Source organism: Cupriavidus sp. DF5525 (genome assembly GCF_040149425.2).
In the GTDB taxonomy this organism is placed as follows: domain Bacteria; phylum Pseudomonadota; class Gammaproteobacteria; order Burkholderiales; family Burkholderiaceae; genus Cupriavidus; species Cupriavidus pickettii_A.
Window position 1 is genome coordinate 2,510,279 of the sequence record NZ_CP168265.1, and the last position, 22,217, is coordinate 2,532,495.

Sequence of the window (22,217 nt, forward strand, 5' to 3'; positions counted from 1 at the left end):
ATCCGCTGGCGCCCGGAACCGAGGGCTTCTTCGGTTTTATACGCACGGTAGGGCACGCTGGCGCGGCTATCATCGGGCTGCACTTTTGCAATCCAGCCAGAACAAACGGAGGAAACCATGAGCGACCTGCAGGCACGCTTCGACCAGGCCCAGATCGACGTCAAGCAACTGAGCGAGCGCCCCAGTAACATGACCCTGCTGCGCCTGTACGCGCTGTTCAAGCAAGGTAGCGAAGGCGACGCCCACGGCGACAAGCCGGGCATGACCGACTTTGTCGGCCGCTACAAGTTCGAAGCCTGGGAAGCGCTGCGCGGCACCGCGCGCGAACCGGCGATGGAACAGTACATCGCGCTGGTGGAAGAGCTGCGCAGCGGCGCCGCCAACTGATCCGCACCCTGCCGCGGGGCGCCGGCATGGCGCTCCCGGCCACGCGATGGCACGGCGCTACCGTCCACTCCCCCGGCGGCTTCAGCCCGCCGGCACCGGCCTCGGCCGGATCCGCCACGCCGCGAACATCGCGCTGGCGATCACGACCCCAACCGCCAGGAAAGTTTCATCGAAGGCCCGGATGCGCGCCGCCTGCAACGCCGCATCGCCGGCCTGGCCCACCACCGCGCCGTGCTCCGCCAGCCGCCACTGCAGGCCCACGCCAGCCAGGCTCACGCCGATGGCCCCGCCCAGTTGCCGCAGGAAGTTGATGCAGCTCGAGCCCTGCGCGATCAGCGAGAAATCCACGCCGCGCATGGCCCCCAGCGTCAGCGACGGCAGGATGCAGCCCAGCCCGATCCGCCCCAGCACCGCCAGCGCCACCAGCACCAGGTATGGCGTGGTGCGCGAACCCAGCGCCATCAGCACGAACGACAAGGCCAGCAGCGCCAGCCCGAACGACACCTGCACGTGCGGCGCGATCCGATTCGTGAAGCGCCCCGCCAGCCCGATCGTCAGGGCCAGCGCCACGCCCGCCGGCAGCAGCACCAGGCCCGCGCGCGACGGCGTGTATTCCAGCGCCATCTGCATGTAGACCGGCAGCAGGTAGGTCGAGCCGAACAAGCCCGCGCCATAGATAAAGGCCACAACCGCCCCGGCCGCGAACTGCCGGTAGCTGTACAGCCGCAGGTTCATCAGTGGATAGGCGGCACGCAGCTGCCACAGCACGAAGGCCGCCAGCATCAGCACGCCGAAGCCCGCCAGCGCCAGGCCCGCGGGCACGCTCTCGCGCATCTGCACCACGCCGTTGAGCAGGCTGACCGTGGCGATGCCGGCCAACCCCAGTCCGCGCCAGTCCAGCGGCTCGCGCTCGCCGATCATGATCGAATCCACCGCCATGAAGCGGCGCGCCATGACCACGCCGATCAGCGTCAGCGGCACCACCACGAAGAAGATCGAACGCCAGCCGAACGCCTCCACCAGGAAGCCGCCCAGGCTCGGCCCCAACGCCGGCGCCAGCACCACGCCGAAGCCGAACGCGCTGATCGCCTTGCCTTGCTCGCGTTCCTCGAACGAGCGCAGGATCAGGATATTGGGCAACGGCTGCATGATGCCCGCCGCCACGCCTTCGGCCGCGCGCATCGCGATCATCACGCCATACGTTGGTGAGAACCCGCCAAAGAAGCCGCCCACGCCCAGCAACACCGACGCGCCGAGGAAGGTGCGGCGCAGCCCGTAGCGATTGAGCAGCCACGGCGTCAGCAGCATCGACAGCGTCATCGCGATCATGAAGCTGGCCGCGACCCATTGGGCGCGCTCCTGGCCCAGCGCGAAATGCTGGCTCAGGTCCGGGATGGCAACGTTGACGATGGTGGACGAGACGATCGACGAGATCGTGCCCAGCATCAGCGTCACCAGCACCAGCCAGCGCAGCCGATCCCCGTAGCGGGCACGCAGCGCCTGCCGCGTCGGTCCGCCCGGCGGCTGGCCGGAGCCCTCCGGCGTGACGGGGCCGCGGTTCACCCCAGCCGCCCGGTGTCGGCGATCTCGCGGATCTTGCGGACGGTGTCGATGTCGGCCTCGTGGTAGGCGGATTTGACGATCTCGGCATAGCGAGCGTCGCCGCTGGCATCGACCGCCGGCATGGTGGTGTCGTAGACAAAGCGAAGCAGCAGCGCGCCGGGGCCCGGGGTCTCGATCGCCATGGTCAGGGTGCCGCCGGCATGCTCGGCTGTGGCGGCGGTTTCATAGCGCACCTGCCGGCGCGGCTCGAATACCACGCGGTCATGGATCGAGGCCGCGCCGAAATGCAGCACGCGGTCGATCCAGTTGTCGCCACGGCCAACCACCTCGGCGCTGTCCAGGCCCAGCACGAACAGTTCGGGCGACTCGGCGCGCAGCACCAGCCCTTGCCACAGCTGGTCAGGCGTCAGCGGATCCAGTTGTGGGTTGCCTGGATCGTTGATCTCAACCAAGTGCTCGAAACGCAACTTCTTTCTCCCTGTCAGCAGTAAGTCGATATTATGAAGTCTCCGCGTGTTCGGAAGACCTTTTTGTCTGCGCGGTGCAACATTTCTGTCACAGCCCGCGGCGGTACTCTGAACGTCGCTCCCATTGCTGCTTATCGACCGCAATCCCGCCGACTGGAACCCCCTCATGCCCGCCGCGCCCTTGGCCGAAGCCGATCCCATCCAGGTCCTTGTCTACGCCGACTCGCTTTCATGGGGCATCGTGCCGGGCACCCGCCAGCGCCTGCCCTTCCCGGTGCGCTGGCCCGGCCGGCTGGAACTCGGCCTGAACGCCGACGGCGGCGCGCCCGTGCGCATCATCGAAGACTGCCTGAACGGCCGCCGCACGGTCTGGGACGATCCTTTCAAACCCGGGCGCAACGGCCTGCAAGGGCTCGCGCTGCGCATCGAGATCCACTCGCCGCTGGCGCTGGTGGTCCTGATGCTCGGTAACAACGATTTCCAGTCGATGCACCCGCACAACGCCTGGCACGCCGCCCAGGGCATCGGCGCGCTGGTGCATGCGATCCGCACCGCACCGATCGAACCCGGCATGCCGGTGCCGCCGGTGCTGGTGGTCACGCCGCCGCCGATCCGCACGCCGCGCGGCCCGCTGGCGCCCAAGTTCGCGGGCGGCGAGCACAAGTGGGCAGGCTTGCCGCAAGCCGTTGCAGAGGTTTGCGCGCAACTGGACTGCCCGCTGTTCGATGCGGGCACTTTGATTCAGAGCAGCGAGGTCGATGGTGTACACCTGGACGCCGACGCTCACCTGGCGCTGGGCGATGCGCTGTGCCCGGTCGTGCGCCGGTTGCTGGAGCGCTGACGCCGCCCTCCAGACACCCCGCCTGCCGGCCGGCTGAAACATCACTCCTGACAGGAATTGTCAGGAGGCCGGGCGCACAATGCGGCCGCCCTCACACAGAACGCCGTCAGGAGGCTGTCATGGAGTTGCTGATCAATATCGACGTCGACGACCTGTCGCGCGGCATCGGCTTTTACGAACAAGCGCTCGGCCTGAAGCTGAACCGCAAGCTGTTCGACGGTACCGTCGCCGAAATGGTCGGCGGCACTACGCCGATCTACCTGCTCGCCAAACCCGCGGGCACCCGCCCCACCACCCGCTCAGATACCCGGCGCGACTATCGCCGCCACTGGACGCCGGTCCACCTGGACTTTGTCGTGTCCAACCTCGAACAGGCTATCGAACGCGCGCTGGGAGCCGGCGCGGAGATCGAGGACTGGCCGCAGGATTACGAATGGGGGCGGCAGGCGACGCTGTCGGATCCGTTCGGGCACGGGCTTTGTTTTATTGAGTGGGCAGGGGAAGGATATGGCGCGGTGGCCGGCTGACGCGGCGCACCGGCTTTCGGACATATCGCCTGTCCAAGACCAGGCTCGGGTGTCACATTTCCATGCAGCATCGCGCTTGACCTAGACCAGGTACGGACCGTGGACAAGTCACGGCTGCTCAAGCGAGCCGGCGGCCTTAACGAAAAGACGATGCTGGAGGCCCTGGGCACCCTGCGCGAGGTGTTTGCGGACTGAGGCAAGGCGCAAAGGCATTTAATGCCAGGCTATCGGCGTCATTGGATTTTCATAAGCATATGAAAAAGAAATAGACGCCAGATTCCTTCCCGCTACGCAGTTTTGACGCAATTGCGTTAATCTGTGGCCTAGCCCGGGCAGGCGATCCCTGACCCGGCGCGCGAATGTCTCACTAGCCACATAGCCAAAAAATTTCCAGCACTCTTATGCGCAGCACGTCTCTCTTCAAGCGCCTGGCAGTTGCCGCGTCCGCCATCGGTTTTATCGCCGCTGGCAGCGCCTCGGCCCAGGAACAGACCATCCGCGTCGGCACCGTCAGCGGCCCGGATGCCGAAGTCTGGCAAGTCGTCCAGAAAGTGGCCAAGCGCAACGGCCTGAACGTCAAGGTCGTGGAGTTCAACGACTACGTGCAGCCCAACGCCGCGCTCGACGCCGGTGACCTGGACGCCAACAGCTTCCAGCACCAGCCCTACCTCGATAGCCAGGTCAAGCAGCGCGGCTACAAGATGACCAGCGTGGGCTACACCTATATCTCGCCGCTGGGCATCTATTCGAAGAACCTGAAGTCGGCAAAGGACCTGCCGCAAGGCGCCAAGGTCGCGGTGCCCAACGACCCGTCCAACGAGAACCGCGCCCTGCTGCTGCTCCAGTCGCAAGGCGTGATCAAGCTCAAGGCCGGCACCGGCACCAACGGTGCCAACGCCACCCCGCTGGACGTGGCCGAGAACCCCAGGAAGCTGAAGATCGTGGAACTGGACGCCGCCCAGCTGGCGCGCGCCCTGCCCGACGTCAGCGCCGCCGTCATCAACACCAACTACGCGCTCGCCGCCGGCCTGCAGCCGACCAAGGACGCCATTGGCCTGGAAGACCTGCGCAGCCCGTACGCCAACATCATCGTCGTGCGCACGCAGGACAAGGACAAGCCGTGGGTCAAGAAGCTGGTCGCCGCGTACCAGTCGGAAGACGTGCGCCAGTTCATGAAGGCCCAGTTCAAGGGCGCTATGGTGCCGTCGTTCTGATCGACGCCGGTACTGCCGGATTGCAGAGGATCGTGTTCCGGCAAGAATTCCTGCGTAAGCCCGCCAGAAGCGCTTGCAAATTCCGCCGCCTTCTGTAGAATGCGGCGCTCACCTTGCCCAGGTGGCGGAATTGGTAGACGCACTAGGTTCAGGTCCTAGCGGTGGCAACACTGTGGAGGTTCGAGTCCTCTCCTGGGCACCACGGTTTCATCGAGAAGCCCGCACGGAAGTGCGGGCTTTTTGTTTTTGCGGCAGCCCAGACAGGCTTACTGCTTCGAAGCCTGTCCGAGCGCAGGAGGCGCCGGTGGCGGCAGAGGCGTGGCGACCGGCTCCAACCCCGTTATTCGTACGATCGAGGCCGCCGCGGGGGACGCAAGGAACCGGACAAAGCGCGCAGCTGCCGCGGACTGCTTGCCCGCGACCATGCCGGCAGAGAAGAAGACCGATTGCTGCAACTCGGCCGGCAATGGCCCGACAAAATCCAGCTCCTTGAATGGCAGCAACTCGCTGACCTGCTGGAAGCCGATTTCCGCATCGCCGCGCGCCACTACGGCGCCGACACGCTCGCTGTAGATCTTGTGCGCCTTGTCCTTGATCTGGTCCGCGACGCCGAGCCGGCTGAACAATTCATTGGAAAGGTAGGTCCCGCTGGCACTGGCGGAATACGCAATCGATTTTGCGTTGAGCAAGGTCTGCCTCAGGCCTTCCACTGTGCTGATATCGGGCCTGGGCGTGCCTTTGCGGACCGACATGCCGATCAGCGACCGGGCCAGGTCCACCCTGCTCCCGGCCGCCACCTTCCCTTCGGATACCAGCTTCTCAAGGCCAGAGTCCGCAAGGATCACCACATCGAAAGTCTCGCCGCGTGCCAGCCGACTGGGAATGGAATCCGGCGCGTTACCCATCGACGCGCCATAGGCGGTGATGATCCGGTCCTGCGTCGCGGCTTCGTACAGCGGCACCAGTTGCTGGTACGCCGCCGTGAAGCCGCCCGAGGTAATGACGCGGATATCGTCTGCCCAGACCGGCCCCGCCAGCCATAGCAGGAAAACAAGCGAGGCCTTGCTGGCGGCCATGGCGGTCAGCTTCATAACGTCTCCATGTTGATTTATGCGGCCCGCCGACACATCCCAGACGCGGGAGCGGCGAGCATTGCAAGGGTATTCGGGCGCGACTATTCTGTGAATTGCAATGTTCTGATGATTTCATGCATGTCGCGCATTAATTTCGCCCTTGAGGATTTGCAGGCCTTTGTCGCCACTGCGGAAATGGGCAGTTTCCGGATCGCTGCCGAGACGCTGCATATCTCGCAGCCAGCGCTCAGCCGGAGAATCGACAAGCTGGAAAAGACGCTCGGCTCGCGCTTGCTGGAGCGGACCACCCGGCGCGTGGAACCGACCCACATCGGCAGGCAGTTCCTGGAGGAGGCCCGGGCTGCGCTGGACATTCTCGATGGCGCCGTGTTCCGGCTTGGTGACGAGGCCGCGCTCCGGCGCGGGCTGGTAACGGTGGCGGCGATACCGTCGGCTGCGGTGCACCTGCTGCCCGATGCCATCAGCGTATTCGCAGGTCGTCATCCGGGTGTACGCGTCCGCGTGATTGATGAAAGTGCAAACGCCGCACTGGCCAGCGTCCTGTCCGGAGAATCGGATTTTGGCCTCAACTTCATGGGCGCCCAGGAACCCAATATCGAATTCCTCACGGTCCGTACTGAGCCTTATTTGCTGGCGTTGCGACGTGACCACGCCTGGGCCGGACGCAAGTCTGTCGCATGGGAGGAGTTGGCCGGGCAGCGGATGGCCGGCGTCTCGAAGCAAAGCGGCAATCGCGCCCTGATTGAAAATGCCATCGCGCATCTTGAACGGCGTCCGACCATTTTTTACGAGGCCAACCACGTGGTCGGCGTATTGGCACTGGTTGAAGCCGGCCTCGGCATGGCAGTGCTGCCGGGCCTGGCGTTGCCGCCGGATCATCCGAGATTGTGCGCCATCCCGCTGGTTGAACCGACCGTGGACCGGGTGCTGGCGTTGATACGCCGTCGCGACCGGGCGCTGCAGCCTGCGGCTAAGGCGCTGTTTGAAATCCTTGCCACTGAAATGCCCGAGGCGTGACTGGTGGAAGCACCGCGCACTTGCAAAATCTGTCGCGCCCTGTAGAATGCGGCGCTCACCTTGCCCAGGTGGCGGAATTGGTAGACGCACTAGGTTCAGGTCCTAGCGGTGGCAACACTGTGGAGGTTCGAGTCCTCTCCTGGGCACCAAGGTTTTTGAAGCGAGAAGCCCGCACGGAAGTGCGGGCTTTTTGTTTTGCACCATCGGACTCTTAATCCGCAGGGCAAAGCTCGGACGTTGCCTGGTCCAACTGCGATTTGACCATCAACAGCAGGCAATGGACGTCATGGGTCGGCTCCGACCGTTCGCTCTCTTTTTCCAACAACGACAAAATAGCGCTCAACCCGGCGCTGACTCGCTCCAGGGATTCCACCGTTCCGGCCGGGACGATATTCAGGACGTCTGTGGTGTCATAGCTGCGCGTTTGCATAGCGTTTTTGCTCCGACTAGAGAAAACCCGCTAGCCCAATCGAAATCGAAGGGTGGCGGGCCTGACGACGGGGGTGACAATACCGGTGCAATAGCGGAGGAAACCGGCCAGCCATGCGGCTGCCCCGCCCGGCCCGCCGTGGAAACAGCTTGCTCGTGCGATTTTTTTTGCCTGATCCGCTACTGCGCTTGCGAGTTGTCACACCCGCTCACCGAGCCCCTCGGTGAGGCATGCAGTCTCTCGCTCCGGCAACGCAGCGTCGATAAGACCCTTCGCATTCGCCTCCCTCCGCCCTCATCGCCTACAGTAGTTCTATCCATGGGCGCGGCCGCGCCGCCTGTCGGGAGAACTGCCGTGGGCAAACTGCAAGAGCGTCGCCGATTCCTGCAAGCCGCGCTGGGCGGCCTGCTCTTCCCTGCCCTGCCCGCCTGCGGCGGCGATGACGCTGCGCCCACCCATCCGCCCGATGCCATACCCGAATCCCAGATCACCGGGGCCATCGCCGAGCTCGACACGCTGGCCGCCAAACTGATGGCAAGCTCCAGCTTGCCCGGCATGGCCGTGGCCGTGGTACGCGGCGATCAAACCGTTTATGCCAAAGGCTTCGGCCGCCGGCTGGTCACCGATTCCGCGCCCGTCGACGCCGACACCGTGTTCCAGCTCGCCTCCGTCTCCAAGCCCATTGGCGCGACCGTGGTGGCGCGCCAGGTCGGCGGCGGCGGCATCAGCTGGGACACGCCGGTGCAGCAGCACCTGCCCTGGTTCGCCTTGTCCGAAGCGGAGGTCACCGAGGCCGTCACCATCGGCGACATGTACGCCCACCGCTCCGGCCTGCCCGACCACGCCGGGGACCGGCTCGAAGACATGGGCTACGACCGCCGCCAGGTGCTGACACGCCTGCGCTATCTGCCGCTCCATCCATTCCGCGCGGTCTACGACTACACCAACTTCGGCATGACGGCCGCGGCCGAGGCGGTGGCCACCGCCGCGGGCATCGACTGGGCGACACTGTCGGAACAGGCCATCTACCGGCCACTGGGCATGACCCGCACCAGTTCGCGCTACGCCGACTTCGCCGCGCGCGACAACCATGCCCTCGGCCACGTGCAGATCAACGGCAGCTGGGTGCAAGGCATGGGCTCCATGCCGGATGCGCAGTCGCCCGCGGGCGGTGTCAGCTCCTCCGTCAACGACATGGCCAAATGGCTGGCCATGCTGCTGGGCAACGGCGAATTCGCCGGCCGGCGCATCGTCGACGCCGCCGCGCTGGCGCCCGCCCTGACCCCGCAGATGCAAAGCAACCCGCCCGCCAACGGCCGCCCCGCCGGCCACTACGGCTATGGCTTCAATATCGGCACGACCGAACTCGGGCTGACTTCGCTTAACCACTCTGGCGCGTTCGTGGTGGGCGCGGCCACCAACTTCACCGCGGTGCCCTCGCTGGACCTGGCCATCGTGACACTGACCAACGGCTACCCCATCGGCATCCCCGAAACGCTCAACGCGCAGTTTTTCGACCTCGTGCAATACGGCGCCATCCGCCGCGACTGGGGCAAGATCTTCGCCGACGCCTTCGCGCCGCTGCTCGCACCGGAAGGCCGCCTGGTCGGCCAGCCAATCCCCGCCAACCCGCTGCCGCCGCGCGCCCTGTCGGCGTACACCGGCACCTACCAGAACGACTACTACGGCCCGCTGCAGGTGACCGACCAGGGTGGCACGCTGGTGATGACGCTCGGCGCGAAGCCGCTGACCCTGCCCCTGACCCATTGGGACGGAGATGTCTTTACTTTCACGCTCCACAATGAGAACGCGACCCTGGGCACGATCTCGCGGGCGGCATTCTCCAGCGAACGGGTGTGGCTGGAGTATTACGATCACGAAGGGCTTGGGGTGTTTGTGCGATGAGGCGAAGCGATTGATTTCACCCTGGCGCCCGCGGGTAGTGCCGAGTTGACACTGCTGGGACCCCTGCCGATACTGCACCTCGCCCCCTGCCCCCGTTGGGCTGGCACGGTTTGAGAGGTGACTCAGCTACCGGAAGGAAGACCATGATCAGACTCCGCTCAGTAGTACTCACCGCCGCCGTTGCCACGCTCGCCGCCTGCGGCACGCCGCCCCCGACGCCAACCGCGGTCACCCAGGCGCCCGGGCCCGCCACGCGTTCCGCCGCTGGCAAGACTGAAGTCCTGTGGCTCGGCCAGGCCGCCATCCGGATCACCACGCCCGGCGGCAAGGTCATCGTCATCGATCCGTGGCTGACCACCAATCCCAAGACGCCCGCCGGCTTCAAGCAACTGCAGGCACTGGGCAAGGTCGACCTCATCCTCGTTACACACGCCCACAACGACCACCTCGGCGACGCGCCCGCGCTGGCCCAGCTGAACAACGCTCCGATCTACAACGGCGGCGGCATGGGCCAGGCGCTCATCAGCCTGGGCATGGTGCCCGCGGCGCTGGTCCAGCGCTTCGGCAAGACCGGCACGGTGATGCCCTTCGGTCCGACCGGTCCCAAGATCACCGCGGTGCATGCCGAGCATTCCTCCGAACTGGTGCTGAAGAACCCCACCACCGGCAAGGACGAAACCCACTACGGCGGTGAGCCCGTGGGCTACATCATCGAGATGGAAAACGGATTCAGGATCTGGCACATGGGCGATACGGGGCTGTTCGGCGACATGCGATTGATCGGCGACCTCTACAAGCCTGACTTGGTGCTCATCCCCATCGGCGGGCACTTTACGATGGGGCCGCAGGATGCCGCGATCGCAGTGCGGGACATGATCCGGCCGAGGTTTGCGATTCCGATCCACTATCAGACGTCGCCGCAGTTGCAGGGGACACCGGCGGAGTTTACGGCGGCGCTGCGTAGCGGCGCGGCGACGCGAGTAATCGTGCCGCAGCCGGGGGAGAAGGTGGATTTCTGATTCAGGTGTGACGGCGCTGGCAAGCGCTGACGCAACTGCCCTCGGTCAGAAGTGATAGCTGAGGACGTTGTTGGCCTTCGCGACCAGCGGGCCAGTAGTGCTGCCGCTGATTGCGAATCATTTTCGCGTGCACTATGCTGAATCCTCCCACCGTAGCGGAGACTTTTCATGCTTAGAATTGGCGCGCTGATGGCAATGATCCTGGTGTCCGGTTCCGCGCTGGCCAGCGCGAAATGTCCCGCGCATCCCAAAAGCGAATGGATGAAGGAAAGCGACGCCCGCGCAAAGATTGAAGCGCAGGGCTACAACATCAAGAAGTTTAAGGTAGATGGAAATTGCTACGAGATCTACGGCACGACCAAGGATGGAAAGAAGGCGGAGATCTACTTCGATACCAAGACACTGGATGTGGTAAAGGCGGAAATAGAGAAGTAACGTCGCACCTTCCTGTAGCCCCGCCGTGAAGCCGCCGCGCCCGACCATCCTGGTCTGGGATCCCGTCGTCCGTATCACGCACTGGAGCGTGGCGGTACTGGTGCTGTGGGACCTGTACGAGGATTCCGGCGGGCCGCTGCACCGCAATCTTGGCTACGCGGCCGCGTGCCTGGTGCTTATTCGCGTGGCCTGGGGCATGGTGGGCAACGGCGCAGGGAATTTCCGCGAATGGGTTCCCGGCCGCGCAGGCGTTGTCGCGTACGTCAAAGCCGCTGTTGCCGGGCATCCGCCCCGCTACCTTGGCCACAATCCACTGGGCGCGATGATGATGCTGGCGCTGTGGATCCTCATCCTCTCACTGGCGGCCACAGGCTGGATATCGCGGCTGGAAAGGTTCTGGGGTGAAGACTTGCCCAAGGACGTCCATGCCATCCTTGCATACGTGCTGCTGGCGCTGGTATGCGTCCACATTGGCGCCGCGAGTCTCATGAGTCGGCTGCACAAGGAAAACCTGATCCTGGCCATGGTGACCGGCAGGAAGCCTGCGGGGGATCAAGGCAACCTATCCCCACAGGACGAATCCGCACGCCCATCGGGCTCAGCCGCGATCCCGAACTCCCCTGCTGTGTCGCCGGACCGCCACCCGTAGTCTTTCCACGAACTGCTGCATGGTATCCGACGGATGGCACGCAGGATAAGCGGCTGCTCTGCCACTTTTCCATCCCAACACGAAAGATATGTTGCAGTGCAACATATATGCACTTATCCTTGAGCATACGTTGGATCCGCGAGAAACAAAGCCTGCCCAGACGCCCTCATGAATACGAGTGCGCCCCCGTGCTTGTTGCGGCCTGACCTGTTCAGTTGTCGGCAAGCTGGGCCTCTACCCGACAACTCTTCGAACGCAGAGCCCCACGATCCTTACCCTCTTCCACTGTCCGTATCAAACGGACACCCAAGGAAAACACCTTGCCTTCCTCCGCTATCTCCCAGCCCGTCATTGACGTTTCCACAAATTGGTCGCGCCTCTTTAGTGAAATGTGCGAATTGCTCCAGGCGACGATCCATGTCGTCACCGTTCGCACGACGCGCATGGCGATAGCGGGTCCGTCGCCTGATGAGCAGGACCGGCACGAATTCAGCCTCATGAGTGTTGAAAAGGGGGAAGCCGCATCCGAATCGCTCCTTGCGATGCAATCGGGATTGATAAATCTGACCCTGGGGCTCGCAAAGGACACCAGCGATCATCTCTGGGCTACATCGGCTGCAGCCACGACGCTGGCGTCGAGTGGTTCGGCCGCGCAATGGTTCGAACGCCAGACCGAACTCTTGAGGTTGGCAACTGACTTCCCCGCCAGTCCCCTGCAATTGGTCAGTTCGGCGACATCCCTGATGCAGGAGATCCTCGCGCCGATTCACGGCCGTGCCACGGCAAATGCGCGACGCCTGGGCGCGGCATGAACGCCATCGCTGGCGGTGCTCGTCGCACCTGCTGAAGTTCAGCTTTTTCGGGCCGTAGCCAGATGCCTGGGCCGGCAAGCCACCGTACCTGCGACCGCATCGCGGCCACTATCCCGGCCGAGACGTTGCAAAAGCGCACCAGCCGGTGAGCGGCAGTGCTTTCCAGCCCTTGCATGCGCGGCAGCTTTTGCTATCCTTCGCCGGTGCGCTGCAACTGACTCCAGCCTGCAGGCGCGCATTTCCAACCAGACACGACTATGGCCACGAAAGCAAAACCTGTAGCAAAGACTGCCACGAAGACCGCTGCGAAGAAGGCTGCTCCGGCGAAGAACGCCGCTCCGGCCAAGAAGGCTGCCGCGCCTGCCCCGGTCGCCAAGCCGCTGAAGGACACGTTCACCAAGTCGAGCCTGCTGGCACACCTTGTCGCCCAGACCGAACTGGACAAGAAGACCGTGCAGACTGTGCTTACCCAGCTTGAAAACACCATGGTGAGCGCGATTCACAAGAAGGGCGCGGGTGAATTCACGCTGCCGGGTCTGTTCAAGGTGTCGGCCATTCAAGTGCCGGCCACGAAGAAGCGCTTTGGGAAGAACCCCTTCACCGGCGAAGATCAATGGTTTGCCGCAAAGCCGGCCAGTGTGAAGGTGAAGGTGCGTCCGATGAAGAAACTGAAGGACGCCGCCCTGTAATCGCGTCCGGCCACCGGCTGTCCCGAAAGAAAAGCCCCGGAATCTCGCGATTCCGGGGCTTTTTTATGGCTGCGACTACAGGTCGCAGCCGCCTCACGGCTCCTGCATCGTCACCCCATATCGCGCAAAGATCCGCTCCAGCTCGCCCTTCTTGCGCAGCGCGTCCAGCGCATTCTCCAGCGATTCCGCCAGGTCCTTCTGGCCGGCCTTGATGGCCATGCCCACGGCCCAGCCGCGCGGCGGCAGCAGCGGCGAGCTGATATCCGCCGTGGCAAAACGGGCGGCGGACTGATCGGCGCCCTTGAGTGCGCTTTCGTATTGCGCGCGCGTCACCATCGCCGCGGCGATATCACCGGCGAACAGCGCGCGCAGCGCGTCCTCGGCTTCGGGGTAGATCCTGACCTTGTTGCGCAAGGCGCCGCCCGCGCCGGCCAGCAGCGCATTGGCGCCGGCTGAGCCGGCGGCTGCGCCGGTCGGCTGCCCGGCCAGGTCTGCCAGGTTGCGGACGGCCGGCAGGCGCTGGCGGTCCAGCACCAGCACGAAGGTCTCGCGGTAATAGGGCGCGAAGATCAGCGCCTTGTCGTTCTCGCGCATGAAGGCCCGGTCGACCGGTACGTGCAGCATCACGTCCGCCGGCCCATAGCCAAGGTAATGGCCGCGCCAGACCATGGCGCGCAGGTCGTCCGACATGTTTTCATCGGCGTCGAACGGCAACAGCGACACGGACAAACCCAGCTCCTTGCCCAATGCCCTGGCCAGCGCCACGTCGATGCCCGCGTACTGGCTGCCCGCCGCCGCGGAGAATGGCGGCAAGCCTTTGTAGACCGCAACTTTCAGGGTGCCGCTCTGGCGGATCCGGTCCAGGTCTGCCATGGCAGGCTGCATGCCGAGCAGTGCGATCGCAGCCAGCAACGCGCCGCACAGCCAGCGCACGGCATTGGCCGCAGACGCCGGCGGTTGGATCACGGAACGCCTCGGGCCACAGGCAGGGCTGGCAGGCATGGGGGTCTCCTCGGGTTTTCATTGGGCCCCGCCGCTGCGGGGCCGGAAGCAGGACGATGGCAAAGGATGCTGACGTGCCCTCCCCTCACTCCCGCCGCGATTCCAGGTAGGTCTTGATCGCCCACACCGCTTCCTGGCTCAGCACGCCGTCAAATGGCGGCATATACACGCGCCCGTCGCGCGTGCGGCCCTTGCGCACGGTGGTGGTGTAGAACTGCGAGATCTCGCTCATGCACGCCTGCTTCTTCTTGGCATCGGCCAGCGAGGTGCAGTCGCTGTCGAGCTTGCGCAGGTCCGGCGCGATCCCGCCCGACACCGCTTCCAGGCCGTGGCAGCGCGCGCAGTTCTGGTTGTAGGCCGAGCTGCCGATGCGCATGGCTTCATCGTGCGCCGCGCCGGTCCGGTAGGGATTGTCCGGACGCCATTCGTCGCCAAGCGGCGGCAGCGCCTTGGTATCGACGGCTTGTGGCGTGACGTCGCCGTGGGCCAGCACGGTCCCGGCCGGGACGAGCGTCAGGGTTGCGCAAAGCGAGAGCAAGGCAAGCAGGCGGCGCTGCGGTTTCATGGATGTCTCCTACGGTGAATGGGTTTTGCTCTGTTGTTTGCCTCCCTTTCCGCAAGAGCCATACCAGCGGGACGGCAACGACACGCGCCTGGTTTTCACGGGCCTGGCGGGGCCTGCGCCGGCATGTGCAACGCAGCATCGGCTGCCCGTGTCCCGGAATGCCACACTCTGGCAAGCGTTTTGCTTCATGACGCAACACTGTCGACCAAGCCCCCGGTAAAGGCGGCGAAGGCGCCGACAGCGACCCGCGCAAAGATCGCGGGCGATTTTCCACAGGAGACACAGAGATGACCTTGCAAGCGGAACCTGTCCGCCCACAGACAGCTGGCGCGGCCCAGCCTGAACGCGCCGACCTGATTGCCCAGGCCCACCAGCGCTCCGCCTCCTACGGCCTGCGTCCCTACGAATCGCCGGACTTCTGTCCGGTACTGCAAAGCGAGCTCAAAACGCGGATCGAGCGCAGCCAGTCCCTGTTCACCTACGCGCTGCCGGTGATGGAAACGCTCTACGACCAGATCGTGAACACGCAGAGCATGGTCATCCTGACGGACGCCGACGGGCTGATCCTGCACTCAATGGGCGACGACGACTTCCTCGCCCGGGCCGACAAGGTGGCGCTGCGCCCGGGCGCGGACTGGTCGGAAGAACGCCGCGGCACCAACGCCATCGGCACGGCCCTGGCCGAGGACCGCGCCACCCTGGTACACGGCGCCGACCACTTCCTGGAGGCCAACCAGTTCCTGACGTGCTCGTGCATGACCATCCTCGATCCCTATGGCAAGACCGTCGGGGCCCTAGATGTAACCGGCGACCAGCGCGGTTTCCACAAGCACACCATGGCGCTGGTACGGATGTCGGCACAGATGATCGAGAACCAGCTCTTCGGCAACGCCTTCCGCGACATGGTCTGCATCCGCTTCCATTCGCGCGCGGAGTTCCTGGGCACGCTGGTGGAGGGCATCGTCTCGTTCACGCCCGGCGGCCGCTTCCTGTCGGCCAACCGCAGCGGGCAGTTCCAGCTTGGCCTGTCCAACGGCGCGCTGCAGGCGCACACGTTTTCCTCGCTGTTCGGCCTGTCGATGTCGCAGCTGTTCGATGCCGTGCGCGCCGGGCAGGCCGGCATGGTGCAGCTGCAGTTGCCGAGCGGCGTCAAGGTCAGCGCGCGGGTCGAGTCGAAAGCCTCGCCAGCCGGGGTGTCCACCGGCGGCGCGTATGCCGTCCACGCAGGCGCCGGGGACACGGCCATCGTGCCACGCAGCCTGTGCGCCGAGCCGGCACGGCCGGCGGGGCTGGACGACCTGGACACCGGCGATGCCCAGATCCGGGCGGTCATCACCAAGCTGCGCAAGGTGATCGGCAAGGACATTCCGGTGATGGTGCTGGGCGAAACCGGCACCGGCAAGGAACTGATGGCGCGCGCCATCCATGCCGACAGCCCGCGCCACGCCGGGCCGTTTATCGCCGTGAACTGCGCTTCGATCCCCGAGAACCTGATCGAGTCGGAGCTGTTCGGCTACGAGGAAGGTGCCTTCACCGGCGCCCGCAAGAAGGGCGGCATCGGCAAGATGCTGCTGGCCAACGGCGGCACGCTGTTCCTGGACGAGATCGGCGACATGCCGCTGCACCTGCAGGGCCGGCTGCTGCGCGCGCTACAGGAACGCGCGGTATCGCCGCTGGGCAGCAGCAAGGTGATCCATATCGACGTGTCGCTGGTCTGCGCCACCAATCGCAACCTGCGCGAGCTGGTGGCCAACGGCCAGTTCCGGGAAGACCTGTACTACCGCCTCAACGGGCTGGTGGTGCGGCTGCCGGCGTTGCGCGAGCGCAGCGATCTCGACGTGGTGGCAAACAAGCTGCTGCGCCTGGGCCAGGCGGAAAGCCACGCCACAAGCGAACCGCCCCGCATCGCCGCCGAGGTCATGGAGCTGTTCCGCCGCTACCACTGGCCGGGCAATATCCGCCAGCTCTGCAACCTGTTGCGTACGGCGCGGCTGATGGCCGAAGGCGAGGCCGAAATCACCCAGGACCATTTGCCCGACGATTTCCTGGACGACCTGCGCGAGCGGCAAGGGACGGCTGCCGTGCCTGTGAGCCAGCTACTGCCAGGCGCGCAACCAGGCGCCCTGCCGGCGCGGCTGGCCGATGTCGAGGCAATGGCCATCGTCGCCACGGTGAAGGCGCACAACGGCAATATCTCGGCGGCGGCCAAGGCGCTGGGCATCTCGCGCAACACGGTCTACCGGAAGATGGAAGAGGCGCGCGGGCTGCCGCACCAGGCGGGCTGATCTTCGCAGCCATCCGCAGCCCCGGCGAGCATCGCATCGGGAAAGCCACGCCGGGCCAGCGCTGTCACCGCTGCCAGCCGGCTGCGCGGATGGCAGCCGCCAGGGCATCGCCCATGACGCCACTGGCAAGGTGCCCGCCGGCCACCCATTCCAGTCGGGCGCCCGGCATGGCCGCCTGCAGGCGCAGTGCATTGGCGGGACGGCACACCGCATCGGCACGGCCATGCAGCACCGTTACTGGCAGGCCTCGCGCGGCGATCCTGCGCGCCGCCTTCAGCAAGGCGGGCTTGCCCAGCCCGGCCCGGTTGCGCAGGTAATGCGCCTGAATGCGGTACTTGTTCACCGTCGCGTCCCGCTCGCGCCGGGACTGGCGGCGGCAACGCAGCCGGGGCGACAGGCCTAGCAGCGCCTGTTCGCTGACTCGCCATGCCGCGGCAGTGTCCCGTTTTTGAACAGTCGTACCACTTTGCAACAGCCGTGACACAGTGAGCAGCCGGGCGCGCGGATCGGGCAGGCGTTCGCCCTGCGGCTTGACGCATTGCAGCATCCGGCGCCCTCCATGGCGCGGCGCGAACAACGCGAACACGTCGTCACGCCCGGTCAGGAAGGTGCCACGCAGCACCAGCGCCGCCACGGCGTCCGGGCATCGCGCCGCATACGCCAGTGCGAGCGCCGCGCCCCACGATCCGCCCACCACCCCCCATCGTTCGATTCCCAGGGTCCGGCGCAACTGTTCGAGGTCGGCCAGCAGCGCGCCCACGCTATTGCGGCGCAGGCCACCTGCCGGCGTGGATCGCCCCGCGCCGCGCTGGTCCGGCATCACCACGCGATGCCGTTCATGGTCGAACCATCCCGCCATCGCGTCAGCGCAGCCGCTACCAGGCCCGCCATGCAGGACGAGCCATGGCTCGCCATCCGCGGGGCCGACCAGTCGTACATGGATGCGCTGCGCGTCCGGCGTACGCAGGCAAAAACGGGCCGATGTCATGGGTGCGTCGGGCATGGATGTTGCCTTGTCAGCGAGGCGGCAGCCGCGCTGCCGTACCAGGACGATATTCACTAACCATGCCACCCAAGGAGACAGACATGACATGGACCACGCCCGCCTACACCGAGCTGCGGCTTGGCTTTGAAATCACGATGTACATCGCCAACCGTTGAGCGTGCGTGCGGTCGGGCAGGCGCAATGCCCGTCTTGCTGGCTGTTCAGCTAACGCATCGGCTTCTGCCGTCATTCCCGCGCAGGCGGGAACGACGGCGGTAAATGCCATGACTCACCACAAAGCGCACGCGCCATGACAACCATCCGGGTACTGGGGTCGGCCGCCGGCGGCGGCTTTCCGCAATGGAACTGCAATTGCCACAACTGCGATGGCGTGCGCCGGGGCTCGGTACGCGCCACGCCGCGCACGCAATCATCGATCGTGCTGCACGGTGAAGGACCGGACGCGATCCTCGTCAACGTCTCGCCCGATATCCTGCAGCAGCTACGCCAGTCGCCTGCGCTGCAACCGGCGCGCGCGCCGCGCGATACCGCCATCGCGGCGGTGGTGCTGATGGATGCGCAGATCGACCACGTGACCGGCCTGCTGATGCTGCGCGAGCACCGCCAGGCGCTGCCGGTCTACGCGACGGCATCCGTGCTCGATGATCTTGGCGCGGCCTTCCCGCTGACGCGCATCCTGTCGCACTACTGCGGGCTGCACACGCACGCCCTGCCCTGCGACGGCACGCCGCTTTCGATACCACCGCTGGACGGCGTGACGCTTGCCGCCGTACCGCTGCAAAGCAAGGCCCCGCCCTACTCGCCCAATCGCCACGCGCCCCGCCCCGGCGACAATATCGGCCTGCGCATCGAAGACCGCCGCAGCGGCCGCCGTGCCTTCTATGCGCCCGGCCTCGGCATGGTCGACGACCACGTCCTCACCGAGCTGCGCAGCGCGGACATCGTGCTGGTCGACGGCACCTTCTGGCGCGACGATGAAATGCAGGCCCTCGGCTTCTCCGGCAAGACCGCCGCCGACATGGGCCACCTGCCGCTGTCCGGCCCCGGCGGCATGATCGAAATCCTCGACCGGCTGCCCGCCAGCCGCAAGATCCTTATCCACATCAACAACACGAATCCGGTGCTGGTCGAAGACTCGCCGGAGCGCGCCGTGCTGACGCGGCACGGCATCGAACTCGCCTACGACGGCATGGAGATCACGCTATGACAGAACCGATCGCATGGAGCCCGGCAGAGTTCGAAGCCCGTCTGCGCGCCAAAGAAAGCGGCTACCACATCCATCATCCCTTCAACCAACGCATGGCCGCGGGGCAGTGCTCGCCCGCGCAGATCCGCGCGTGGGTGGCCAACCGCTTCTACTACCAGGCCTGCATCCCGCTGAAGGATGCCGCGATCCTGTCGAACTGCCCGGATCGCGATACCCGCCGGGAGTGGGTGGTGCGCATCCTCGACCACGATGGCACCGGCGAGCAGCCCGGCGGGATCGAGGCCTGGTTGCGCCTTGGCCAGGCGGTGGGGCTGGAACGCGAGGCACTGGTCCAACACCGGCACGTGCTGCCCGGCGTGCGCTTCGCCGTCGACGCCTATGTCAATTTCGCCCGGCGCGCGCCGTGGCAGGAAGCCGTGTGCTCGTCGCTGACGGAGATGTTCGCGCCCGCGATCCACAAGGAGCGCCTGGCCGGCTGGCCGACGCATTACCCGTGGATCGATGCAGCGGGCCTCGACTACTTCCGCTCGCGCATTCCGCTGGCCCAGCGCGACGTGGACCACGGCCTGCACGTGACGCTGGGCTACTTCCGCACCGCGGCGCAACAGCAACGCGCCCTCGATATCCTGCAATTCAAGCTCGACGTGCTCTGGTCGATGCTCGACGCCATCCAGCAAGCCAACCCATGACAGCCAGCGCTCCCGACCTTGCCAGACCGGTGCTGCAACGGACCTTCCGATTGCAATGGGAGGAGTCCCAGCAAAGCTGGGTGCTGCTGTACCCGGAAGGCATGGTCACCCTCAACGACAGCGCCGCGGCGATCCTGCAGCGCTGCGACGGCGGCCACACGCTGGACATGCTGATCGACGACCTGCAGGCCGCCTTCGGCGTGCAGGGCATCGCCCCGGAGGTACATGCCTTTGTCAAACATGCAATCGAACGCGGCTGGCTGGTCTGAGGTGTCGCCCGGCCCGCCACTGTGGCTGCTGGCGGAACTGACCTACCGCTGCCCGCTGCACTGCGCCTTCTGCTCCAACCCGGTGGACTACGCCCGCAACACGGCCGAGCTCGATACCGTGCAGTGGTGCGACGTATTCACCCAGGCCCGTGCGCTGGGCGCCGTACAGCTCGGCCTGTCCGGCGGCGAGCCGCTGCTGCGCAAGGACCTGGAGGCGCTGGTGCGGCACGCGCACGGCCTCGGCTTCTACACCAACCTGATCACCTCGGGCGTGGGGCTGACCGACGCCCGCCTGGCCGGCCTGCGTGAAGCTGGCCTGGACCATATCCAGCTCTCGTTCCAGGACTCCACCCGCGAGCTCAACGACTTCCTCTCCAGCACCCGCACCTTCGACCTGAAGCAGCGCGTGGCCCGCCTGATCAAGGCGCACGGCTACCCGATGGTGATGAACTGCGTGCTGCACCGGCACAACCTGGCGCATGTCGGCACCATCATCGAGATGGCGCTGCAGATGGGCGCCGAATACCTGGAACTGGCCAATACGCAGTACTACGGCTGGGCATGGGAGAACCGGCTCGCGCTGATGCCCACGCAGGAGCAGCTGCGCGACGCCGAGGCGGTGGTCAACCAGTACCGCGCGCGCATCGGCAGGCAATGCCAGATCCTGTTCGTGGTGCCTGACTATTTCGAGCCGCGGCCCAAGAAATGCATGAACGGCTGGGGCACGACCTTCCTTGGCGTCGCGCCGGATGGCACCGCGCTGCCGTGCCATGCGGCGCGCATGCTGCCGGGGCTGGTGCTGCCGAACGTCACCACGCAGAGCCTGCGCGCGATCTGGACCGAAAGCGATGCGTTCCGCCGCTTCCGCGGCACGCACTGGATGCAGGAGCCTTGCCGCTCGTGCGACCACCGCGAGGAAGACTACGGCGGCTGCCGCTGCCAGGCCTTCCTGCTCACCGGCGACCCTGCCGCGACCGATCCTGTCTGCGATCGCTCGGGCGAGCATGGGAAGGTCAGCGAGATCGTGCTGCAGGGCCGGCTGGCCGCTGTCCAGGCGCGTGATCAGGCGTACCCGATGGTGTTCCGCAGCGACGGCAACTCACTGCGGCTGAGCAGCGGCAAGACGTAAAAAAGGTTCTTTGCTCCAAGTGGAGTCAAATGCTGGCGTCGGGAACCGCGGAAGAGCGATCAGGCGTCGGCCCAGCGCCGCAGCAGATTGTGGTAGACGCCAGTCAGCCCTACCACATCGGGATTGTTCTGCCCAACGGTCTGCGCCACGCGCTGAATCCGCGTATCCAGCTCAAACAGCAGCGCGCGCTGGCCATCGTCGCGCACCATGCTCTGGATCCAGAAAAAGGACGACACCCGCGCTCCGCGCGTGACCGGCGTGACGTGGTGCAGGCTGGTGGCCGGATACAACACCATGTGGCCGGCAGGCAGCTTGACCCGCTGCTGGCCGTAGGTGTCTTCGATCACCAGCTCGCCGCCGTCATAGTCCTCCGGCTCGGTCAGGAACAGCGTTGCCGACAGGTCGCTGCGCACGCGGAAAGCGGTGCCGCGCAGGTAGCGGATGGCGTTGTCGACATGGTTGTCGAACGCCTGCCCGCCCTCGTAGCGGTTGAACAGCGGCGGGAACACCTTGAGCGGCAGCGCCGCCGAGAAGAACAGCGCATTGGCCCCGAGCGCGTCCTGGATCAGGTCGCCCACCTGACGCGCGACCGGCGACCCTTCGGGCAGCTGCAAATTGCGCTTGGCCAGGGCCGACTGGTGCCCGGAGGTCGCATTGCCATCGGTCCATTCGGACGCATCCAGCAGTTGCCGGCATTGCGCCACCTGCGTTTTGGACAGGACGTCAGGAATCTGCAGCATCATCGCTTGGGCCTTCCTTGGAATCGAAGTGAGAGCGGGCGGGCCGGGGCGACATCGCAAGCACAGAAGAGCGAGTTCACCGGCCAAGCCGCCGATTGTAGGAGATATGCCATGCCGGGCGCAAATAGGAATCATTCGCGACTTTAGCCTGGAGGCGGTGCAAAAGCCGCAAATCGGCGCTCCGGACAAGAAATGATCAAGGGGCTCTGGCAATCCTGCGCGGGATGATCCACGCCGCGCTCACAGAGATGCCGTTCCCATCACCTTTCTGTTGTT

General features: G+C 65.6%; 25 protein-coding genes, 2 tRNA genes and 1 pseudogene. 20 read left to right on the forward strand and 8 right to left on the reverse strand.

Annotated elements, in window-relative coordinates; genetic code table 11:
- The first annotated feature begins 117 nt into the window (after positions 1 to 117).
- Complete coding sequence (locus ABNX08_RS11665; RefSeq protein ID WP_349607310.1) at positions 118 to 387, forward strand: acyl-CoA-binding protein; 270 nt, start codon at positions 118 to 120, stop codon at positions 385 to 387.
- An 81-nt stretch (positions 388 to 468) separates the two neighbouring features.
- On the opposite strand, the gene ABNX08_RS11670 is transcribed toward ABNX08_RS11665, so the two are convergent.
- Entirely contained in the window at positions 469 to 1,950 is a 1,482-nt protein-coding gene (locus ABNX08_RS11670; RefSeq protein ID WP_349607309.1) for a DHA2 family efflux MFS transporter permease subunit, read from the reverse strand.
- Positions 1,947 to 2,417, reverse strand: coding sequence for an SRPBCC family protein (locus ABNX08_RS11675; protein WP_022535402.1), 471 nt, complete (start codon positions 2,415 to 2,417; stop codon positions 1,947 to 1,949). Before ABNX08_RS11675 ends, ABNX08_RS11670 begins: the two co-directional genes overlap by 4 nt.
- Positions 2,418 to 2,583: 166 nt before the next feature.
- Here ABNX08_RS11675 and ABNX08_RS11680 point away from each other — a divergent pair, with 166 nt between their 5' ends.
- The 5 genes from ABNX08_RS11680 (at position 2,584) to ABNX08_RS11700 (ending at position 5,201) form a co-directional block, all read left to right on the forward strand.
- Positions 2,584 to 3,258 (forward strand): SGNH/GDSL hydrolase family protein, encoded by a 675-nt coding sequence (locus ABNX08_RS11680; RefSeq protein WP_022535403.1) that lies wholly within the window; start codon positions 2,584 to 2,586, stop codon positions 3,256 to 3,258.
- Positions 3,259 to 3,377: 119 nt separating this feature from the next.
- Positions 3,378 to 3,785, forward strand: coding sequence for a VOC family protein (locus ABNX08_RS11685; protein WP_022535404.1), 408 nt, complete (start codon positions 3,378 to 3,380; stop codon positions 3,783 to 3,785).
- 99 nt (positions 3,786 to 3,884) lie between these two features.
- Entirely contained in the window at positions 3,885 to 3,980 is a 96-nt protein-coding gene (locus ABNX08_RS11690; protein ID WP_374063599.1) for a hypothetical protein, read from the forward strand.
- Positions 3,981 to 4,186: 206 nt separating this feature from the next.
- Complete coding sequence (locus tag ABNX08_RS11695) at positions 4,187 to 4,999, forward strand: MetQ/NlpA family ABC transporter substrate-binding protein (RefSeq protein ID WP_022535406.1); 813 nt, start codon at positions 4,187 to 4,189, stop codon at positions 4,997 to 4,999.
- 115 nt (positions 5,000 to 5,114) lie between these two features.
- Positions 5,115 to 5,201 (forward strand) — tRNA-Leu (locus ABNX08_RS11700).
- 64 nt (positions 5,202 to 5,265) lie between these two features.
- Here the strand turns inward: ABNX08_RS11700 and ABNX08_RS11705 are convergent.
- Complete coding sequence (locus ABNX08_RS11705) at positions 5,266 to 6,090, reverse strand: substrate-binding domain-containing protein (RefSeq protein ID WP_022535407.1); 825 nt, start codon at positions 6,088 to 6,090, stop codon at positions 5,266 to 5,268.
- A gap of 120 nt (positions 6,091 to 6,210) precedes the next feature.
- On the opposite strand from ABNX08_RS11705, the gene ABNX08_RS11710 reads away from it, so the two are divergent.
- Together ABNX08_RS11710 and ABNX08_RS11715 are read left to right on the forward strand one after the other, a co-directional pair.
- On the forward strand, positions 6,211 to 7,110 hold the full coding sequence (locus tag ABNX08_RS11710) for a LysR family transcriptional regulator (protein ID WP_041681477.1): 900 nt from the start codon (positions 6,211 to 6,213) through the stop codon (positions 7,108 to 7,110).
- Between the two features lie 62 nt (positions 7,111 to 7,172).
- A tRNA-Leu gene (locus ABNX08_RS11715) sits at positions 7,173 to 7,259 on the forward strand.
- A gap of 62 nt (positions 7,260 to 7,321) precedes the next feature.
- Here ABNX08_RS11715 and ABNX08_RS11720 read toward each other — a convergent pair.
- The gene (locus ABNX08_RS11720) at positions 7,322 to 7,540 is read right to left on the reverse strand and encodes a DUF1484 family protein (RefSeq protein ID WP_022535409.1); all 219 of its coding nucleotides are present in this window, start codon (positions 7,538 to 7,540) and stop codon (positions 7,322 to 7,324) included.
- A 354-nt stretch (positions 7,541 to 7,894) separates the two neighbouring features.
- On the opposite strand from ABNX08_RS11720, the gene ABNX08_RS11725 reads away from it, so the two are divergent.
- The 6 genes and pseudogenes from ABNX08_RS11725 to ABNX08_RS11750 all read left to right on the forward strand — a co-directional run bounded on the left by ABNX08_RS11725 (position 7,895) and on the right by ABNX08_RS11750 (position 13,049).
- Positions 7,895 to 9,445: a serine hydrolase gene (locus ABNX08_RS11725; RefSeq protein WP_022535410.1), complete on the forward strand. Its 1,551-nt coding sequence runs from the start codon at positions 7,895 to 7,897 to the stop codon at positions 9,443 to 9,445.
- 143 nt (positions 9,446 to 9,588) lie between these two features.
- Entirely contained in the window at positions 9,589 to 10,464 is an 876-nt protein-coding gene (locus tag ABNX08_RS11730) for a metal-dependent hydrolase (RefSeq protein WP_022535411.1), read from the forward strand.
- Positions 10,465 to 10,632: 168 nt separating this feature from the next.
- Positions 10,633 to 10,899: a PepSY domain-containing protein gene (locus tag ABNX08_RS11735; protein ID WP_022535412.1), complete on the forward strand. Its 267-nt coding sequence runs from the start codon at positions 10,633 to 10,635 to the stop codon at positions 10,897 to 10,899.
- A gap of 25 nt (positions 10,900 to 10,924) precedes the next feature.
- Positions 10,925 to 11,440: pseudogene (locus tag ABNX08_RS11740) on the forward strand (cytochrome b/b6 domain-containing protein); the annotation flags it as partial.
- 428 nt (positions 11,441 to 11,868) lie between these two features.
- Positions 11,869 to 12,360, forward strand: a complete 492-nt coding sequence (locus ABNX08_RS11745; RefSeq protein ID WP_022535414.1) for a polyhydroxyalkanoate granule-associated phasin — start codon at positions 11,869 to 11,871, stop codon at positions 12,358 to 12,360.
- 257 nt (positions 12,361 to 12,617) lie between these two features.
- Entirely contained in the window at positions 12,618 to 13,049 is a 432-nt protein-coding gene (locus ABNX08_RS11750; protein WP_022535415.1) for an HU family DNA-binding protein, read from the forward strand.
- A gap of 93 nt (positions 13,050 to 13,142) precedes the next feature.
- Here the strand turns inward: ABNX08_RS11750 and ABNX08_RS11755 are convergent, their stop codons facing one another.
- Entirely contained in the window at positions 13,143 to 14,051 is a 909-nt protein-coding gene (locus ABNX08_RS11755; RefSeq protein ID WP_022535416.1) for an ABC transporter substrate-binding protein, read from the reverse strand.
- An 85-nt stretch (positions 14,052 to 14,136) separates the two neighbouring features.
- Entirely contained in the window at positions 14,137 to 14,616 is a 480-nt protein-coding gene (gene pedF / locus ABNX08_RS11760; RefSeq protein WP_022535417.1) for a cytochrome c-550 PedF, read from the reverse strand.
- 287 nt (positions 14,617 to 14,903) lie between these two features.
- Between pedF and ABNX08_RS11765 the strand changes: the two genes are divergently transcribed.
- Positions 14,904 to 16,901 (forward strand): sigma-54-dependent Fis family transcriptional regulator, encoded by a 1,998-nt coding sequence (locus tag ABNX08_RS11765; RefSeq protein WP_022535418.1) that lies wholly within the window; start codon positions 14,904 to 14,906, stop codon positions 16,899 to 16,901.
- Positions 16,902 to 16,965: 64 nt separating this feature from the next.
- Here ABNX08_RS11765 and ABNX08_RS11770 read toward each other — a convergent pair whose 3' ends face one another.
- Entirely contained in the window at positions 16,966 to 17,904 is a 939-nt protein-coding gene (locus ABNX08_RS11770; protein WP_349607308.1) for an alpha/beta fold hydrolase, read from the reverse strand.
- An 83-nt stretch (positions 17,905 to 17,987) separates the two neighbouring features.
- On the opposite strand from ABNX08_RS11770, the gene pqqA reads away from it, so the two are divergent.
- From pqqA to pqqE, 5 genes are all read left to right on the forward strand, one after another.
- The gene (pqqA, locus tag ABNX08_RS11775; RefSeq protein WP_012355514.1) at positions 17,988 to 18,062 is read left to right on the forward strand and encodes a pyrroloquinoline quinone precursor peptide PqqA; all 75 of its coding nucleotides are present in this window, start codon (positions 17,988 to 17,990) and stop codon (positions 18,060 to 18,062) included.
- A 134-nt stretch (positions 18,063 to 18,196) separates the two neighbouring features.
- Complete coding sequence (gene pqqB, locus ABNX08_RS11780) at positions 18,197 to 19,114, forward strand: pyrroloquinoline quinone biosynthesis protein PqqB (RefSeq protein WP_022535420.1); 918 nt, start codon at positions 18,197 to 18,199, stop codon at positions 19,112 to 19,114.
- Positions 19,111 to 19,803, forward strand: coding sequence for a pyrroloquinoline-quinone synthase PqqC (pqqC, locus tag ABNX08_RS11785; protein WP_349607307.1), 693 nt, complete (start codon positions 19,111 to 19,113; stop codon positions 19,801 to 19,803). The genes pqqB and pqqC overlap by 4 nt, the downstream gene beginning before the upstream one ends.
- Positions 19,800 to 20,072, forward strand: coding sequence for a pyrroloquinoline quinone biosynthesis peptide chaperone PqqD (gene pqqD, locus ABNX08_RS11790; RefSeq protein ID WP_022535422.1), 273 nt, complete (start codon positions 19,800 to 19,802; stop codon positions 20,070 to 20,072). The genes pqqC and pqqD overlap by 4 nt, the downstream gene beginning before the upstream one ends.
- Complete coding sequence (gene pqqE, locus ABNX08_RS11795; RefSeq protein WP_374063675.1) at positions 20,044 to 21,201, forward strand: pyrroloquinoline quinone biosynthesis protein PqqE; 1,158 nt, start codon at positions 20,044 to 20,046, stop codon at positions 21,199 to 21,201. The genes pqqD and pqqE overlap by 29 nt, the downstream gene beginning before the upstream one ends.
- 59 nt (positions 21,202 to 21,260) lie before the next feature.
- On the opposite strand, the gene ABNX08_RS11800 is transcribed toward pqqE, so the two are convergent.
- Positions 21,261 to 21,944 carry a Fe2+-dependent dioxygenase gene (locus ABNX08_RS11800; protein WP_022535424.1) on the reverse strand — a complete coding sequence of 228 codons (684 nt, stop codon included), beginning with the start codon at positions 21,942 to 21,944 and terminating at the stop codon, positions 21,261 to 21,263.
- Between the last annotated feature and the right edge of the window lie 273 nt (positions 21,945 to 22,217).